Here is a 15,354-nt window from a genome sequence, read left to right as displayed (position 1 = left end):
GCGTCGTCGCGTGCTGTTCGTCATCCTGAGGTGCGAGCCATGCAGTGCAAGTGCACCGCAGGGCGAGCCTCGAAGGATGGAGCCGGGCCGTCGCCCTTCGAGGGCCGCTGAAGGAGCGGCCACCTCAGGGTGACGGATTGAACAGGGTGTTATGTGCATCACGCGGCCTCCGTGGAGAGGCCGAGCCATTGCCGCACCCGCGCATCCGGGTCGGCGCTCTGGGTGACGTCGGACACCACCGCAATCGAATCCGCGCCCGCGGCAAAAATCTCCGCGGCGTGCTCGAACTTGATGCCGCCGATCGCGACCAGCGGGATGTTGCCGATGCGCTTCTTCCATTCCGTGATTTTTGGAATGCCCTGCGGTTCGAAGCGCATCGACTTCAGCGTGGTGAAGAAGATTGGGCCGAGCGCGACGTAATCGGGTTTTGCGGCGAGCGCGGTCGCGAGCTCCGCGTCGTCATGGGTGGAGATGCCGAGCGACAGGCCTGCCTCGCGGATCGCGTTGAGGTCTGCGTCGGCAAGGTCCTCCTGGCCGAGATGCAGATATTTTGCGCCGGCAACGACGGCCGCGCGCCAATAATCGTTCACGACCAGCTTGGCTTGCGTGCCGTTCGTGATCGCCAGCGCATCGGTGACGATCTGGAGCGCTTGCGAGTCGTCGAGGTCCTTTGCGCGCAGCTGGATGGTGCCGACGCCGAGCCTGGTCAGGCGCTCGACCCAGGCGAGGCTGTCGACCACAGGGTAAAAACGATCAGGATACGGCATGCCAGAACGGGGTCCCAACGACAGGGGTGGAAGGGGAAGCGAAGTCGCGGGCATTCATCAGCCCGGCTTCGTAAGCGGTGCGGCCGGCCTCACAGCCGAGGCGGAAGGCGTTGGCCATCGCGACGGGATCGGCGGCTTTGGCGATGGCCGTGTTGAGCAGCACGGCGTCATAGCCGAGCTCGAGCGCTTCGGCTGCGTGCGAGGGCGCGCCGATGCCGGCGTCGACCACCAGCGTGATGTCGGGCAGGCGCTCGCGCAGCAGCTTGAGCGCATCGCGATTGGTGATGCCCTTCGCGCTGCCGATGGGCGCTGCCCATGGCATCACCACCTTGCAGCCGGCATCGACCAGGCGGTTGGCGACCGAGAGGTCTTCCGTGCAGTAGGGGAACACCTCAAAGCCGTCCTTGATCAGGATGGTGGCGGCTTCAACCAGGCCGACGATGTCGGGCTGCAGCGTGTCGTTGTCGGCGATCACTTCGAGCTTGATCCAGCTGGTCCCGAACAATTCGCGCGCGAGCTTTGCGGTGGTCACGGCCTCGCGCACGCTGCGGCAGCCGGCGGTGTTCGGCAGCACGGTGACGTCGAGCTCGCGGATCAGCTTCCAGAACGCATCGCCCGACTTGCCGCCGGCGGATTCGCGGCGCAGCGACACCGTGACGATGTTCGAGCCGGAGGCGCGGATCGCCGATTGCATGATCGCAGGCGAAGGATAGAGCGCGCTGCCGATTAGGAGGCGGGAGGCGAAGGTTTTGCCGTAGAAGGTCACCATGATGAAGGTGTCTCCTTGAATGACGGTGTCATCCCCCGCCTGGTGCGCAATTGCGCACGGGGGGCGGGGATCCAGTATTCCAGAGGCCGTGCCGTGATACGGAGGGGCCGCGGCGTACTGGATCGCCCGGTCAAGCCGAGCGATGACAGTGGAGTGTGGAGCGACAACATCATCACATCATCCTCCCTGCCGCGGCGTGATGATCTCGATCTCGTCGCCGGCCTTCAGGCTGGTCTCGGCCCAGCGGCTCTTCGGCACGACGTCGTAGTTCAGCGCGATGGCGAAATGGGTGCCCTCGTAGTCGAGCTCGGCGAGCAGCGCGTCGACGCTTGCCGCATTGATCTCGCGCTGCTCGCCGTTGACGATCACGCGCATTGCATCACCTCGTTGTCGATCTGGCCGCGCTGGACGTATTGCAGCGTCAGCTCGGCGAGCGCCGGCGCGATCAGGAAGCCGTGGCGGTAGAGCCCGTTCACGCTGATCTCGTCGCCGCGAATGCCGATGCGCGGCAGATTGTCGGGGTAGGCGGGCCGCAGGCCCGAGCCGAATTCGACGATGCGGGCCTCGCCGAAGGCGGGGTGCACCGCATAGGCCGCGCCCAACAGCTCCAGCGCGGAGCGGACGCTGACGCCGGTGTCCTCGGCCTCGATCGAGGTCGCGCCCAGCATGAACAGGTTTTGCTCGCGCGGGATCACGTAGAGCGGCCAGCGCGGATGGATCAGCCGCACCGGGCGCGACAGCTGCACCTCGGCGGTCTCGATCAAAATCATCTCGCCCTTGACGCCGCGCAGCTCAGGCTGCTCGTCGCGCGCGCCGAGGCCGCGGCAGTCGATCACTAGGCCGTCCAGATCCTCGGCCGTGACGTCGCTGTCGAACTTGATGGTGCCGCCGGCGGCGACGATGCGCTCGTGCAGTTTCGGCAGCACGCGGCGCGGCTCGACATGGCCCTCGGTCGGGAAGAACAGCGCATCGCGAAAACGGCCTTCCAGCGACGGCTCGAGCGCGGCGAGGCCGGCTGCATCCAGCCGGCGATGGCCCTCGGTCATCCGCGCAAAGCGCTCAAAGTCGTTGCGCTCGCGCGGATGGGCGACGACGAGGGAGCCGTTGAAGGGGGTGTCGGGCAATTCGCGCCGCCAGATGGCGAGGGAGCGCCGGCCGAGCCTGGAGATGACGGGCTCGGCGACCTCCGCCTCGCAATAAGGCGCCAGCATGCCGCCGGCCCAGTGGCTGGTGGCGTCGGTCATGGCGGCGTCACCGCGCTCGTGTAGCGTCACGGGATGGCCGGCCTGCGCGAACAACAGCGCTTGCCAGGCTCCCGCAATGCCTGCGCCGATGATGGATACCGGTGAATCCGGACGTTTTGTCGTCTGCAACATCCCTGTCCCTTCGCCGGCATGACCCGGATCAGGTTCAAAGGGTCACCGCGGTCCTGGGCGGATTTGCCCATTTAGCGGTATCTCAGCTCCTCCTCGGAGCACCCCTCGGAACGGCTCTAATGTAGGCCAGTGACGGCTGGTGTCAACGCATGTTCCCGGGAACCTGCGCCCGCGCATTGCGGACACGCTGGGCCAGCTTGCGGTGCGGGACGTTGCCGAACATCGGCTGCGGGTTGCCGTTCGGCTCCAGCCAGGTCTCAGTGCTGGCCTGCTGCACCATCTCCTGCCGCTGCCGCTTTGCAACATAGTAATAGCCGCCCGCGAAATAACGCACGGCTCGGGCGTGGTCGCCATTGGCGGCGTGATAGGCGCCGGCGAGGTACTTCACGGCGTAGGTGAGGTTGGTGTTGGGGTCACGGAGCCCGGCGGCATCGCCGGTGTAACCGAGCCCGCGGGCGGTCGCGAGCTTGATCTGCATCAGGCCGATGGTGCCGCCATGACCGACGAGGCCAGGCTGATAGCGGCTCTCGCGCATGATCACGCGGTGCACCAGCGCTTCCGGCACGCCGTTGGCGCGCGCATGCGCCGCGACCATCTCGGAATATTCGGCTTGGCCCGCGAATGCAGCCTGCGGCAACGCCAGTGCGGCCGCGAGCAGCGCGGCAATGCGTAAAATTTTCATTGTAATGTTCCTCGGCAGAACGGGCCTGCACCCATGCGCGTTAGGACGTGGGAACACGGCGATGATGTGGCGAAACGCCGCCTCGCCGGATTTTCGCCGCGCCGTCGTTTTTACGACTCAAACCTAAGCTAAGTTTCGAGCTGGCGGAGCAGGTTACGCGACAGCAGGTCTGTCCATTCGTGCATTCGCCCAAAAATCGCTCTTCAACAGCATTCGGGAGGACGTCCATGACCCGAGCAAACATCGGCGACATCCCCATGCAGAACCCGTGTGCACAATGCGGGACACCGATCCCGTTCCCGGACTGGATCGAGCCAGGCGAAGGCCGCGTTTCCTATCTCTGGCAGTGCCAAGCCTGCGGCTACCGCTTCGAGGCCGTGGCGATCTTCGATGAGCACGCGATCGAGCATCCGCCGCTCGCAGCCTGAGTTGCTGGCTTAAGCCGCCAGCCGCGGCTGCTGCCACACCGGCAATTGCATCCGCACGATCAAACCGTGCGGCGCGCGGTCGTGCAGCGACAGCTCGCCGCCATGGGCGAGTGCGATCGCGCGCGCGATCGACAGGCCGAGGCCGAAGCCGGTGGAATCGTCCATGGTGCGGGCGTCGTCGCCGCGCACGAACGGCTCCAGCATCTCCTGCTTGCGCGCGTCCGAAATGCCGGGGCCGTCGTCCTCGACGTCGATGACGAGTTTTGTGCCTGATATGTCGAGGCGGACCGTGACCTCGGCGCCGAAGCGTACCGCGTTCTCGACCAGGTTGGTGATACCGCGATGCAGATCATCGGGACGCGCGACAGCGGTTGCAGATAGCGGGCCCTCGTAGTGCACGACATGGCCCATGTCGCCGAACTGGTCGGCGATAAGCTGGAGCGTGCTGGCGATGTCGACCAGCGTCAGCGCCTCGATCTTGCGGTCGTTGCGCAGCAGCGACAACACGCTTTCCAGCATCGAGCGCATCTGGTCGAGATCGATCAGGATGCGCTTGCGGTTGCCTTCGTCCTCGATGAACTCGGCGCGCAGGCGCAGCCGGGTGATCGGCGTGCGCAGATCGTGGCTGATCGCAGCCAGCATCCGGGTGCGATCCGACATCAGCCGCGCGATCCGCTCGTGCATGCGGTTGAGCGCGCGCGCCACCGAGCGGATCTCCTCCGGGCCGCGCTCGGGCAGCGGCTCGGCGGTGCCGTCCAGGCTGAAATTCTCGGCGGCCTTGGCGAAGGACGACAGCGGCGCCGCCAGCGCGCGCGCCGCCCACAGGCCGAGCACGGAGATCGAGATGAACGCCGTCATCAGCGTGATCAGCCACGGCGCGCCCCAGAACCAGGGGCGCGGACCACCGTCGACACGACCGGCGATGACGGCGCCGTCGGGCAATTGCACGCCGATGCGCCGCGCGCCGCCTTCGGGACCGAGCTGCATCACCTTGTAGGCCTGGCCGAGGTGGCGGCGCATGCCGTGCACGTGCATGCCTTCGCTCTCGTCGACGGTCGTCGCCGTGCCGGGCGCGATCGTCTCGAGGCCGAGCTTGGGGAAGGCTCGGGCGAGATCGGCGATGAGGCGCGGCCGCTCGCCAGCATCGGCCGAGCCGAGCAGCAGCGCGGCATCGGTCAATTGATGGGCGCCGTCCGGCGGCGTGTCCGGGCGGTCCGGCCGGCTGATCAGGAAGGCGGTGGTGACGACGAGATGGAGCGTGACGGTGGAAGCCAGCACCAGCGCGGCGATCTGCCCGCCGATACCCTTGAGATGGAAGAACCCGAACGGTCTCATCGTCGGCGTTCCGTCAGCTGCTCAGAGGCGCAGTGACCGCTTCCGTGCTTGCAGCTTCAGTCCTTGCCGGCTCAGTTCTCGGCGTGAACAGATAACCGCCGGAGCGCACCGTCTTGATGATGGTGGGATCGGCGGGGTTGGGTTCGATCTTGCGGCGGATGCGGCTGACCAGCACGTCGATGGAGCGCTCGAACGAGCCGGTGTTGCGGCCCTGCGTGAGGTCGAGCAGGCTGTCGCGCGACAGCACGCGGCCGGGCCGTTCGCAGAACGTCCTGAGCAGATCGAACTCGGCGCTGGTCACCGCGACGCGCGCGCCTTCCGGATTGCGCAGCTCGCGCAGGCGCAGATCAATGCGCCAGCCTTCGAAGGCGAGCGTCGAGGCGCCTTCGATCGAGCTTGCCGCCTGTGCGGCAGCCTGGCGGCGCAGCACCGCGTTGATACGCGCGAGCAGCTCGCGGGGGTTGAAGGGTTTTGGCAAATAGTCGTCCGCGCCCATCTCGAGGCCGACGATGCGGTCGACGTCCTCGCCGCGCGCGGTCAGCATGATGATCGGCGTCTGCGCCTCCGCACGCACCTTGCGGCAGAGGCTCAAGCCGTCCTCGCCGGGCAGCATGACGTCGAGGATGATGAGGTCGACACGATGATCGGCCATGGCGCGCGACATCTCGCGGCCATCGCTCACGGCGGTGACGTTGCAGGCGTTGTTGCGCAGGTATTTCGCAATCAACGTCCGGGTTTCGCGGTCGTCTTCGACGACCAGGATGTTGGGATTGGGAATGGCCATGCGCTTTGTTTGTCCAAGATTCGGGCCAAAAGGCGAAGATTTTTGTTTCAGATTGTTTCTGGACGTCTCTGCGTAACACGCCGCAACGAGCAGGCAGTGGAGCGGCAAGGTCTCGTTAAGGCCGTTAACCATATCGTGGCGCAGTCGCGTACGAAACCCCGCAAAAAATCACGGTGTCAGCATGACCTCGATTTCGGCGGCCTCCGCCGGTCATTACCAGTCCCCGCTGCAAAAGCTGCAGCAGGAATTGCAATCGGAAGTGTCCGGCGGCACGATTTCGTCGTCGGACCAATCCGCCCTCACGACCGCCCTGCAAGACATCGATACGGCGCTCCAGCAGAGCCGCTCCAGCGATCAGTCGAGCGGCACCAAGCCGTCCAGGGACGGCCTGAAGTCGAAGATCGACGACCTCATCTCCGGCGAGGTCTCGAACGGGACGCTGACGTCGGACCAGGCCACCGAGCTGAAGGGCATATTTCAGTCCGCCTTCGCCAAGGGGCCCGGCGGCCCCCCGCCCGGTCCGCCGCCGTCGGATGGCAGCTCCGCTTCGGACTCGCCGTCGACATCGACCACGGATTCGACAAGCAGCAACTCGACCGAGAGCAGCACGGCCAAGCTGCTCGAGCAGTTCCTCCAGGCGCTGCAGCAGGCGCAATCGTCGAGCTCGTCCTATGGAGCCAATGGCAGCTCGACGAGCGCATCGAGCAGCTCGGATTTCTCCGCACTTTTGATCGACTACCAGAGCTGACTTCAAGAGCTGACTTTCAGAGCTGACCTGGCGACGCAGGTCGGCGCGTTCCCCGCCGCGCTCGTGCTTCACCCAGGGCGCACGGCGTCGGCGGGGAATTGTGCATCTGGAACGTTCCCGCGCGCGCGGGAACTCTCGTTGCAATGCAGCGCCATTGTTGCGCGACGAAATTGCCGCATCTCAGGAACCGAGCGTGATCAGCGCTGTTCTCTCCGCATAAGTTTTCTGCTGAAGGAGAGGACAACAATGTTGATGAAATCGATCGCCGCCGGCCTCGCCGGCACGGCACTTCTTGCGACCGTTGCGTTCGCGCAATCGACGACCACGACCGACAAGGCGGCGGCCACTGCCACGACGACAACTACGACTGCGTCGGGTGAGTGGCGTGTTTCGAAGATGGCGGGTGTAAAGGTCTACAACGATGCCAACGAGAACATCGGCTCGATCAACGATCTGCTGATGGACAAGTCCGGCAACGTCAAGATCGCCGTTATCGGCGTCGGCGGCTTCCTGGGCATGGGCGAGCATCTCGTCGCGGTGCCGTACGAGAAGCTGAAATTCGTCAATGAGGCCGTGGCCTATACCAGCCCCGGCGCGGCCCCGGGCACCAGGCCCGCGGCTAGCACGACCACGGGCGCTGCGACCGGCACCGAGAAGACCACGACGACCACGACCACCTCGTCGGGCTCAAAGTGGTATCCCGACCATGCCGTGTTCAATGCGAGCAAGGACGAGCTGAAGAACCTGCCCGAGTTCAAGTACTCGGAGTAATGGAGTAATACGGATCGCGTGAGTGCCTAAACGAAGCGCGCCCGGTTTTCACCGGGCGCGCTGTCGTGTGTGTTTTTTCTCCGCCGTTGCGAGGAGCACTTGCGACGTAGCAATCCAGACTGTTGCCGCGGACGCATTTCTGGATTGCTTCGCTGCACTCGCAATGACGGAGCCTACTTCACCAGCGGGCAGCCGCCCTTGTCGAGCGGGCGGAAGGCTTCGTCGCCGGGCACGGTGGCGATCAGCTTGTAGAGGTCCCACTCGCCCTTGGATTCCTCCGGATTCTTCACCTCGAACAGATACATGTCGTGGACCATGCGGCCGTCGATGCGGATCTTGCCACCTTTGGCGAAGAAGTCGTTGATCGGCGTGGCGCGCATCTGCTCCATCACCTTCGGCGCCTCGTCGGTTTTGATCGCTTCGATCGCCTTCAGATAATGCATGGTCGCCGAATAGAGCCCGGCCTGGATCATGGTCGGCATGTGGCCGACCTTCTCGTTGAAGCGCTTCGAGAAGGCGCGCGTCTCCTCGTTCATGTCCCAGTAGAAGGCGTCGGTGACGATCAGGCCCTGCGTCGCCTTGATGCCGAGCGAGTGCGTGTCGGTGATCTCCTGCAACAGCGCGATCATCTTCTGGCCGCCTTGCGTCAGACCGAACTCGGCGGCCTGCTTCAAGGCGTTGGTGGTGTCGCCGCCTGCATTGGCCAGTGCGACCACCTTGGCCTTGGAGGCCTGGGCCTGGAGCAGGAAGGAGGAGAAGTCCGACGAGTTGAGCGGATGGCGGACCTCGCCGAGCACCTTGCCGCCGCTCTCCTTGACGACATTGGCGGCGTCGCGCTGCAGCGCCATGCCGAAGGCGTAGTCGGCGGTGACGAAGAACCAGCTGTCCTCGCCGCGCTTCACCATCGCTCGGCCTGCGACGTTCGACAGCGCATAGGTGTCGTAGGTCCAGTGCACCGTGTTGGGCGAGCAGGCAACGCCGGTGATGTCGGAGGAGCCGCCGCCGGAATTGATGTGGATCTTGTTTTTCTCGCGGGTCAGCGCCGAGATCGGCAGCGCCACCGAGGAGGTCGGTACGTCGAAGATCGCATCGACCTTGTCGTTGTCGTACCAGTTGCGGGCGATATTGACGCCGACGTCGGGCTTGTTCTGGTGATCGGCTGCGACGACCTGCACGGGCTTACCGGCGACCTTGGCGCCGTAATCGGCGACCGCCATCTCGACCGCGGCGAGCGAGCCCTTGCCGGTCGCGTCCGCATAGAGGCTCGACATGTCCGTGAGCACGCCGATCTTGACGACATCGTCGGAAATCTGCGCCTGCGCGGCGCCGGACGTCGCGGCAAGCGCGAGCCCGGCCGCGACTGCGGCGATGAGTTTTTGCATATGTTTTCTCCCTCAGCATTGTTGTTTGGGCGTTGTTGCGAGGACCGTTCTAGCGACAATCGATCGCGGCAGCAAAGCCCGGGACGCGTGGGGGAGGGTTGAGAAATAAGTAGGGGGAGGCGGTGTTCTTGCCCTCTCCCCTTGTGGAAGAGGGTGGCTCGCCGCGATAGCGGCGAGATGGGTGAGGGGTCCCTCTCCGCGAGTCCCACTGTCATTGAATGGGCGGATAGATACTCCTCATCCGGCGCTTCGCGCCATCCCACAAGGGGAGAAGAAGAACGCTGCCGCTCAGGTGCTGCTGCCCTTGAGCCGTTCGTTGCGTCGGCGCAAGGCTTCCAGGGTGGCGAGGAGGATGACCGAGACCGTCGTCAGGACCACCGCCGCTGCCGTGATGGTCGGGCTGATGTTCTCGCGGATGCCGCTGAACATTTCGCGCGGCAGGGTGCGCTGTTCCGGCCCTGCCATGAACAGCACGATCACCACCTCGTCAAAACTGGTCGCGAAGGCGAACAGTGCGCCTGACGCGAGGCCGGGCAGGATCAGCGGCAGGATCACGCGGCGGAACGCATAAAGCGGTGAGGCGCCGAGTGAGGCGGCGGCGCGTGCGAGGTTGGTGTCGAAGCTTTGCAGCGTCGCACCGACCGTGATCACGACGAAGGGCGTCGCGAGCGCGGTGTGGGCCAGGATCAAGCCGAGATAGCTGCCGGTCAGTCCGATCGGTGCGAAGAAGAAATACAGACCGACTGCGGTGATGACGCCGGGCACGACGACCGGGGACAGCACGAAAGCCAGCACCAGTGGCTTGAGGCGGCTCTTCCACTGCGCCAGCCCAAGAGCTGCCAGCGTGCCGAGAACCATCGACAGCAGCGTCGAGGCGACGCCGATGATCATGCTGTTCTTCAGCGAATTCATCCAGCGCGGCGAATTGATGAAATCGTCGTACCAGCGCAAGGACAGGCCCGGCAGCGGATAGGTGAGGTACGAGCCCGAGCTGAAGGACAGCGGCATGATCGCAAGGATGGGTGTGATCAGGAAGATGAACACCAGCGTGGAGATGACGATGGTCGCGCTCCACGCGATGCGCTGGCTCGGCGTGCGGAGGGAGGAATTGTCGCTCAATTCTTCATCCCTCCCGTGACCTGCTGTCCCTGCACCAGCTTGCCGTAGACGAGAGCGAGCAGAATTGTTGCCAGCAGCAGCACCGCACCCAACGCCGAAGCAAGGCCCCAATTGGCTGTCTCGGTCGTGTAGAGCGCGATGAAGTAGCTGATCATCTGGTCGGCGGCGCCGCCGACGAGGGCCGGCGTGATGTAGTAGCCGAGCGCGAGGATGAAGACGAGCAGGCATCCGGCACCGATGCCGGGCAGGGTCTGCGGCAGGTAGATGCGCAGGAAGGCGGTGAGCGGTGGCGCGCCGAGCGAGGCGGCGGCCCGCATGTAAGCAGGCGAGATCGCCTTCATGCTGCTGTACAGCGGCAGGATCATGAACGGCAGGAGCACGTGGGTCATCGCCACGCAGACACCGAAGCGGTTGTAGATCAGGCGCAGCGGCGCGTCGATGATGCCAAGCCAGTGCAGGCTGTCGTTGACGACGCCTTTGCTCTGCAACAGCACGATCCAGGCGCAGGTGCGGACCAGAAGCGACGTCCAGAACGGCAGCAGGACGAAGATCATCAGCAGGTTCGACCGGCCCGGCGGCAGCGTCGCCAGCAAATAGGCGACCGGGAAGCCGAGGATCAGGCAGAACGCGGTGACCGCGAGGCTGATGAGGAAGGTGCGGGCGAAGATGTCGCGGTAGATCGCCTGATCCGGCGCGGCTGCGACGATCGCGCCGTCCGCGTTCCGCGTCAGATCGAGCGCCGACAAAAGGTTGAAGCCGGTCACAGGACCGCTGGCGTCCTTGATCGTCGTCCAGGTGGCGCGTTCGCGCCAGGCGGGGTTGATCTTGCCCAGCGTCTCCCTGGCCGTGCCGGGCTCCGGCGCCGCCTTCAGATTGCGTGCGGTGCTGGTGAGGATCGTGCGAAAACCATTCAGCGCGTAATTGAGCCGCTTGGCCGCGATGGCGATGGTGCCGGCGGTGCGCGCTGCCAGGATGTCGCCTGCCAGCGCAGCATAGACCTGTTCGTCCGGCAGGTCCTTGCCGTCCCAACTGGCGAGAGCCGCTATGGTCTGAGGCAGGACCTGGCGTACCTCCCGGTCATCGACGGCGCGCCACAGCATGCCGGCGATCGGGCCTGCGAAGGTGAAGAGCAGAAACAGCAGAAGCGGCGCTACCAGCGCCAATGCCTTGACCTGGCGTGTTCGCTCCGCACGTCTCAATCGGCGCTTGAGCGGCACCTCGGTCGACGCATCGGCGCCGGTCAAGAGCGCATCCGTCATGGGTCGAGCCTTGCTGGGCGCGCTATTTCGCGGCCCATTTGTTGAAGCGCTCGGTCAGGCGGTCGATGTTCTCGAGCCAGAAGCCGACGTTGATCTCGACCGCATTCTTGATGTTGTCAGGCGCGGTCGGCAGGTTCTTCAGAACGGCGGGCTGAATCAGACCGGCTGCGTCCTTGTTCGAGGTGCCATAGGCAATGTTCTCTGACAGTTTCGACTGGTTCTCCGCCTTGCCCGCGAAGTCGAGGAACTTGTAGGCGGCGTCCTTGTTCGGGCTGCCTTTCAGGATGACCCAGCTGTCGAGGGTGAAGAGCGCGCCGTCCCACACCATGCCGAAATTCTTCTTCTCGTTCTTGTTCGCGGTGTCGATGCGGCCATTGTAGACCGAGGTCATCGCGACCTCGCCGGAGGCGAGCAATTGCGGCGGCTGGGCGCCGGCCTTCCACCAGACGATGTCGCCCTTGATGGTATCCAGCTTCTTGAACGCGCGCTCGATGCCCTCGTCGGTCGCCAGCACCTTGTAGACGTCCTTCGGTGCGACGCCGTCGGCCATCAGCGCAATCTCCAGCGTGGTCTTCGGGCCCTGACGGAGGGCGCGCTTGCCGGGAATCTTCTTCATGTCGAAGAAGTCGGCCCAGCCGCCCGGGGCCTCCTTCAGCTTGTCCTTGTCGTAGCCGAGCACAAAGTCATAGAGGATGGCGCCGACGCCGCAAGCGTTGACCGACGGCGGGATATAGGCGGCCTCGCCACCGATCTTGGAATAATCCAGCTTCTCGAACAGGCCTTCCTCGCAGCCGACCGCGAGCTCGTCGCTCTCGACCTGGACGACGTCCCAGGTGGCGGCGCCACCCTGCACCTTGGCGCGCAATACGCCGACGCCGCCGTCCCAGGATTCGTCGTTCATCGGTATACCGGCTGCCTTCTTGAAGGGCTCGAAATAGACCTTCTTCTGGGCATCCTGATAAGCGCCGCCCCACGACACGATGGTAAGGTCACGCGCCTGCGCGACCGTGGCCAGCGCCGCGCTGGCGCTGAGCACTGCGGCGAAACCCAGAGCAATCTTGCCAGTCTTGCGCTTCAGCATGGTCGTTGTTCCTTCTTCATCTGCGTTGCGTTGATGTTGATCGCCGGATCAGGCGGGATCGAGGGCCAGGCAGTCCTCGGGGCGGAAGGTGACGAACAATTCTTCGCCGGGTGTGAGACCGCGATGCGCGCCCGGCTGAAGCTTGACCATGAACTCGGCATTCCCACAGACATCGAGCACGGCCAGCGCGTGGTCGCCGAGATAGATGGTGTTCTGCACCCTGGCCGGCAGCCGGTTCGGTCCTTCGCCGGAGGTGCCGTCCGGGACAATGACGATCCGCTCCGGCCGCACCGAGAGGGAGGTCGATGCGCCCGCGCCTGAGACATTGACCGCCCGCGCGGTCACGGTGCCGCCACCGGCCAGCGCGACGCCGCAATACTCCTTGTCCACAGTCTCGACGGTGCCGGCCAGCACGTTGTTCTCGCCGATGAAGTGGGCGACGAAGCTGTTCACCGGATGCTCGTACAGTGCGTCGGGCCTGTCGATCTGCTGCACGATGCCGTCGTTGAACACGGCGATGCGGTCCGACATGGTGAGCGCTTCGCTCTGATCGTGGGTGACGTAGACGATCGTGATGCCCATCGTCTCGTGCAGCTGCTTGATCTCCAGTTGCATCTGCTCCCGCAGGCGCTTGTCCAACGCGCCCAGCGGCTCGTCCATCAGCACCAGTTGCGGATTGAAGACCAGCGCGCGGGCCAGTGCCACGCGCTGCTGCTGGCCGCCGGACAGCTGCCCGGGCCGCCGCTGCGCCAGGCTTTCCATCTTGATCATGCGCAACGCCGCCTTGACGCGCTCCTGCGCTTCGGCCTTGTTCGTGTTGCGAACGGAGAGCGGGAAGGCGATGTTCTCTGCAATCGTCAGGTGCGGAAACAAGGCATAGTTCTGGAACACCATGCCGATGTCGCGCTTGTGCGGCGGCAGGTTCTTGATCGGCCGTTCCGCGAGGTAGATTTCGCCCTGGGTCGGAACCTCGAAGCCGGCGAGCATCATCAGCGTGGTCGTCTTGCCCGAGCCTGACGGGCCGAGCAGGGTGATGAACTCGCCCTTCCTGATGTCGAGATCGAGGTTCTTCACCACGAGGTGCTCGCCATCATAGGTCTTCTGAATGCCGGAAAAGCGCACCAGTGCCGGCGCAGACGTGACCATGCCGATGTCGTCCTCGCGTTGTCAGCACCAGTGCTGTCAGCACCTCGTTCGAGGTCGCGAGGAACAGCTTAGCATCCTCCGGCGAGGGGGCAAGCACGCACGTCCGGCGCGTGGGGGCGGGCTACATCCCCGACAGCTTGGTCACGGCCACATTCAGCGAGCCGCCAGCCTCGGCGACGATGCGCAGCGTCTTGGAGTCGAAGGCGATGTCGGCGAGCGTCAGGCTGTCGATCTTCGCATCGACCTTGAGGCCGTCCTCGTTCTTCTGGAAGTCGGCAATCACGGCGGCAATCTTCTCGCGGGCGTTGGCGGCGATCGGCTTCAGGTCGAGCGTCGCCTTCTGCACCAGCGCCTGTTGCATCTGCGGCACCACCGCGCGCGCCGCCGCGCCCAGCAGGCCGAAGGCCGCCTCGGACTCGACCGCGAGCTGGATGTCGCCGAGCCGCAGCGTCTGCTGCGCCTGGTCGAGCATCGGCCGGCCCCAAATGTGCACGGTCGCTTCCGCGCCGAGACCGAGCCAGCTCTTCTTCTCCTTGGCGCGCACCAAGAGCGAGATCAAGAGCCGGTCGCCGGAGGGGATCACGTTGACGCTCTTCACGGTGACGTCGACCGGGCCGGAGCCGTCCTCGGGATAGGTGTGGCCAACCATTTGCGCCGCGATCAGCTTGTTGATCTCGGTGAAGGGCACGTCGATGGGCACGCCGATATTCACGCCGGTGCCGGTCGGCGGCACGATCGAGATTTTTTCGGGGAACGGGCAGTCCGGCTTGGTCGGCGTCGAGGTGACGCGCGTCTCGAGCTCGAGGCCGAGCAGCAGCGTCACGTTCTGTGCGTCGACGCGCGGCTGCGCCGCAATCGCACGGATCGGCTTCATCTCGAGCCACAGCGGCGGCAGCGCGGCCGAAGAGCCCGAGCCTTGCAGTGCGATCGAGCGGCAGGCCTTGGCCCATTGCAGCTTGGCGTTCTCCCGCAGCGAGGGATCGTTGCGGATGCGCTCGGAGACGATGTTGATCTGCTCGCCGACATTCTTGTCGATCAGCGGCTTGACCTGCGCCGGCACGTTGACCTTGGCGCCGGAGACGTTGAGGTTGGTGTCGCCGAGATTGACCTGGGCGCCGAGATTGGGCTCGAGATGCCAGTTCGCGGCGAGCTTCGGGCGCGAGGTGACGATGACGTTGCCCTTGATCTCGGCGCTGGCGTTCAGATTTTTGATGTTGACCGCGCCGATCCGTTTCGCCGCATCGCCGCCGAGCACGCTGCCGAGCGCCTCGCCGAGCGCGCCGGTGGCCTTCGACGACAGCGAGCCCGTCACGTTCAGCTTGCCGCTGAGCGGTGTCGAGATCGTCAGCACGTCCTTGTCGCCGGCGGCCGCCATCGGTCCGCGCGCGGCGGACCAGCCGATGTCGGCGTTCTCCAGGATCTGCGAGATCGGGTTGTCGGCCTTGCCGGCGAAATTGCGCGGGGCGGCCTTCTCGGCCTGCTCGCGGATTGCCGAGATCGCAATCGCGACCGGGGCGACCACGATCGAGCTCTTCGCGGCCGGCGGTAGCGGCGGCAATTGCGCGACCGGCGGAGCTGAATTGGTCGCGCGCGGCGACAGCAAGTCCATCGCCTTCAGGCTGACGAGAAACGACACTGCGAGCACCACGACGGCGATCAGGACAGTTTTGAAATTCAATGTCAGACGCATCAATCCCCCAGGCCGCC

Annotated in this window: 16 protein-coding genes and 1 riboswitch; of the genes, 3 read left to right on the top strand and 13 right to left on the bottom strand. The window is 65.0% G+C overall.

The features are described from left to right. Positions 1–158: 158 nt before the first annotated feature. The 5 genes from B5V03_RS31580 to B5V03_RS31560 form a co-directional block, all read right to left on the bottom strand. On the bottom strand, positions 159–767 hold the full coding sequence (locus tag B5V03_RS31580; RefSeq protein ID WP_129274311.1) for a thiamine phosphate synthase: 609 nt from the start codon (positions 765–767) through the stop codon (positions 159–161). Beyond that, positions 754–1,536 (bottom strand): thiazole synthase, encoded by a 783-nt coding sequence (locus tag B5V03_RS31575; RefSeq protein WP_129274310.1) that lies wholly within the window; start codon positions 1,534–1,536, stop codon positions 754–756. Before B5V03_RS31575 ends, B5V03_RS31580 begins: the two co-directional genes overlap by 14 nt. Before the next feature lie 177 nt (positions 1,537–1,713). Beyond that, positions 1,714–1,911, bottom strand: a complete 198-nt coding sequence (gene thiS, locus B5V03_RS31570) for a sulfur carrier protein ThiS (RefSeq protein ID WP_129274309.1) — start codon at positions 1,909–1,911, stop codon at positions 1,714–1,716. After that, positions 1,902–2,912: an FAD-dependent oxidoreductase gene (locus B5V03_RS31565; RefSeq protein WP_129274308.1), complete on the bottom strand. Its 1,011-nt coding sequence runs from the start codon at positions 2,910–2,912 to the stop codon at positions 1,902–1,904. The genes thiS and B5V03_RS31565 overlap by 10 nt, the downstream gene beginning before the upstream one ends. Next, positions 2,900–3,028: riboswitch (TPP riboswitch) on the bottom strand. It overlaps the preceding gene by 13 nt. A gap of 26 nt (positions 3,029–3,054) precedes the next feature. Beyond that, positions 3,055–3,594 (bottom strand): lytic transglycosylase domain-containing protein, encoded by a 540-nt coding sequence (locus tag B5V03_RS31560; RefSeq protein ID WP_129274307.1) that lies wholly within the window; start codon positions 3,592–3,594, stop codon positions 3,055–3,057. Positions 3,595–3,821: 227 nt separating this feature from the next. On the opposite strand from B5V03_RS31560, the gene B5V03_RS31555 reads away from it, so the two are divergent. Continuing rightward, a complete protein-coding gene (locus B5V03_RS31555) occupies positions 3,822–4,022 on the top strand; it encodes a hypothetical protein (RefSeq protein ID WP_129274306.1) in 201 nt (66 codons plus the stop codon). A 9-nt stretch (positions 4,023–4,031) separates the two neighbouring features. Here the strand turns inward: B5V03_RS31555 and B5V03_RS31550 are convergent, their stop codons facing one another. Next, entirely contained in the window at positions 4,032–5,357 is a 1,326-nt protein-coding gene (locus B5V03_RS31550) for an ATP-binding protein (protein ID WP_129274305.1), read from the bottom strand. A gap of 13 nt (positions 5,358–5,370) precedes the next feature. Continuing rightward, positions 5,371–6,141 (bottom strand): response regulator, encoded by a 771-nt coding sequence (locus B5V03_RS31545; protein WP_129274304.1) that lies wholly within the window; start codon positions 6,139–6,141, stop codon positions 5,371–5,373. A 181-nt stretch (positions 6,142–6,322) separates the two neighbouring features. Here B5V03_RS31545 and B5V03_RS31540 point away from each other — a divergent pair, with 181 nt between their 5' ends. Together B5V03_RS31540 and B5V03_RS31535 are read left to right on the top strand one after the other, a co-directional pair. Beyond that, positions 6,323–6,889 carry a hypothetical protein gene (locus tag B5V03_RS31540; protein ID WP_129274303.1) on the top strand — a complete coding sequence of 189 codons (567 nt, stop codon included), beginning with the start codon at positions 6,323–6,325 and terminating at the stop codon, positions 6,887–6,889. A gap of 246 nt (positions 6,890–7,135) precedes the next feature. Continuing rightward, the gene (locus B5V03_RS31535; protein ID WP_129274302.1) at positions 7,136–7,660 is read left to right on the top strand and encodes a PRC-barrel domain-containing protein; all 525 of its coding nucleotides are present in this window, start codon (positions 7,136–7,138) and stop codon (positions 7,658–7,660) included. Positions 7,661–7,833: 173 nt separating this feature from the next. Here B5V03_RS31535 and B5V03_RS31530 read toward each other — a convergent pair whose 3' ends face one another. The 6 genes from B5V03_RS31530 to B5V03_RS31505 form a co-directional block, all read right to left on the bottom strand. Beyond that, positions 7,834–9,042 carry an ABC transporter substrate-binding protein gene (locus B5V03_RS31530; RefSeq protein ID WP_129274301.1) on the bottom strand — a complete coding sequence of 403 codons (1,209 nt, stop codon included), beginning with the start codon at positions 9,040–9,042 and terminating at the stop codon, positions 7,834–7,836. Positions 9,043–9,330: 288 nt separating this feature from the next. Next, the gene (locus tag B5V03_RS31525; RefSeq protein ID WP_164988418.1) at positions 9,331–10,161 is read right to left on the bottom strand and encodes an ABC transporter permease; all 831 of its coding nucleotides are present in this window, start codon (positions 10,159–10,161) and stop codon (positions 9,331–9,333) included. Continuing rightward, the gene (locus B5V03_RS31520) at positions 10,158–11,420 is read right to left on the bottom strand and encodes an ABC transporter permease (RefSeq protein ID WP_129274300.1); all 1,263 of its coding nucleotides are present in this window, start codon (positions 11,418–11,420) and stop codon (positions 10,158–10,160) included. Before B5V03_RS31520 ends, B5V03_RS31525 begins: the two co-directional genes overlap by 4 nt. Before the next feature lie 22 nt (positions 11,421–11,442). After that, on the bottom strand, positions 11,443–12,501 hold the full coding sequence (locus B5V03_RS31515) for an ABC transporter substrate-binding protein (protein WP_129274299.1): 1,059 nt from the start codon (positions 12,499–12,501) through the stop codon (positions 11,443–11,445). A gap of 48 nt (positions 12,502–12,549) precedes the next feature. Then, the gene (locus B5V03_RS31510) at positions 12,550–13,647 is read right to left on the bottom strand and encodes an ABC transporter ATP-binding protein (protein WP_129274298.1); all 1,098 of its coding nucleotides are present in this window, start codon (positions 13,645–13,647) and stop codon (positions 12,550–12,552) included. A 121-nt stretch (positions 13,648–13,768) separates the two neighbouring features. Further along, on the bottom strand, positions 13,769–15,337 hold the full coding sequence (locus B5V03_RS31505) for a DUF4403 family protein (protein ID WP_129274297.1): 1,569 nt from the start codon (positions 15,335–15,337) through the stop codon (positions 13,769–13,771). Between the last annotated feature and the right edge of the window lie 17 nt (positions 15,338–15,354).

The sequence above is a fragment of the Bradyrhizobium betae genome, from assembly GCF_004123905.1.
In the GTDB taxonomy this organism is placed as follows: Bacteria; Pseudomonadota; Alphaproteobacteria; order Rhizobiales; family Xanthobacteraceae; genus Bradyrhizobium; species Bradyrhizobium betae_A.
The sequence above is the reverse complement of the archived record's forward strand: the minus strand, read 5'-3'. Positions and strand labels throughout refer to the sequence as shown.

Coding starts and splice junctions, on each gene's coding strand:
- B5V03_RS31580 (WP_129274311.1), bottom strand. CDS start 767: ATGCCGTATCCTGATCGTTTTTACCCTGTGGTCGACAGCCTCGCCTGG.
- B5V03_RS31575 (WP_129274310.1), bottom strand. CDS start 1,536: ATGGTGACCTTCTACGGCAAAACCTTCGCCTCCCGCCTCCTAATCGGC.
- thiS (WP_129274309.1), bottom strand. CDS start 1,911: ATGCGCGTGATCGTCAACGGCGAGCAGCGCGAGATCAATGCGGCAAGC.
- B5V03_RS31565 (WP_129274308.1), bottom strand. CDS start 2,912: ATGTTGCAGACGACAAAACGTCCGGATTCACCGGTATCCATCATCGGC.
- B5V03_RS31560 (WP_129274307.1), bottom strand. CDS start 3,594: ATGAAAATTTTACGCATTGCCGCGCTGCTCGCGGCCGCACTGGCGTTG.
- B5V03_RS31555 (WP_129274306.1), top strand. CDS start 3,822: ATGACCCGAGCAAACATCGGCGACATCCCCATGCAGAACCCGTGTGCA.
- B5V03_RS31550 (WP_129274305.1), bottom strand. CDS start 5,357: ATGAGACCGTTCGGGTTCTTCCATCTCAAGGGTATCGGCGGGCAGATC.
- B5V03_RS31545 (WP_129274304.1), bottom strand. CDS start 6,141: ATGGCCATTCCCAATCCCAACATCCTGGTCGTCGAAGACGACCGCGAA.
- B5V03_RS31540 (WP_129274303.1), top strand. CDS start 6,323: ATGACCTCGATTTCGGCGGCCTCCGCCGGTCATTACCAGTCCCCGCTG.
- B5V03_RS31535 (WP_129274302.1), top strand. CDS start 7,136: ATGTTGATGAAATCGATCGCCGCCGGCCTCGCCGGCACGGCACTTCTT.
- B5V03_RS31530 (WP_129274301.1), bottom strand. CDS start 9,042: ATGCAAAAACTCATCGCCGCAGTCGCGGCCGGGCTCGCGCTTGCCGCG.
- B5V03_RS31520 (WP_129274300.1), bottom strand. CDS start 11,420: ATGACGGATGCGCTCTTGACCGGCGCCGATGCGTCGACCGAGGTGCCG.
- B5V03_RS31515 (WP_129274299.1), bottom strand. CDS start 12,501: ATGCTGAAGCGCAAGACTGGCAAGATTGCTCTGGGTTTCGCCGCAGTG.
- B5V03_RS31510 (WP_129274298.1), bottom strand. CDS start 13,647: ATGGTCACGTCTGCGCCGGCACTGGTGCGCTTTTCCGGCATTCAGAAG.
- B5V03_RS31505 (WP_129274297.1), bottom strand. CDS start 15,337: ATGCGTCTGACATTGAATTTCAAAACTGTCCTGATCGCCGTCGTGGTG.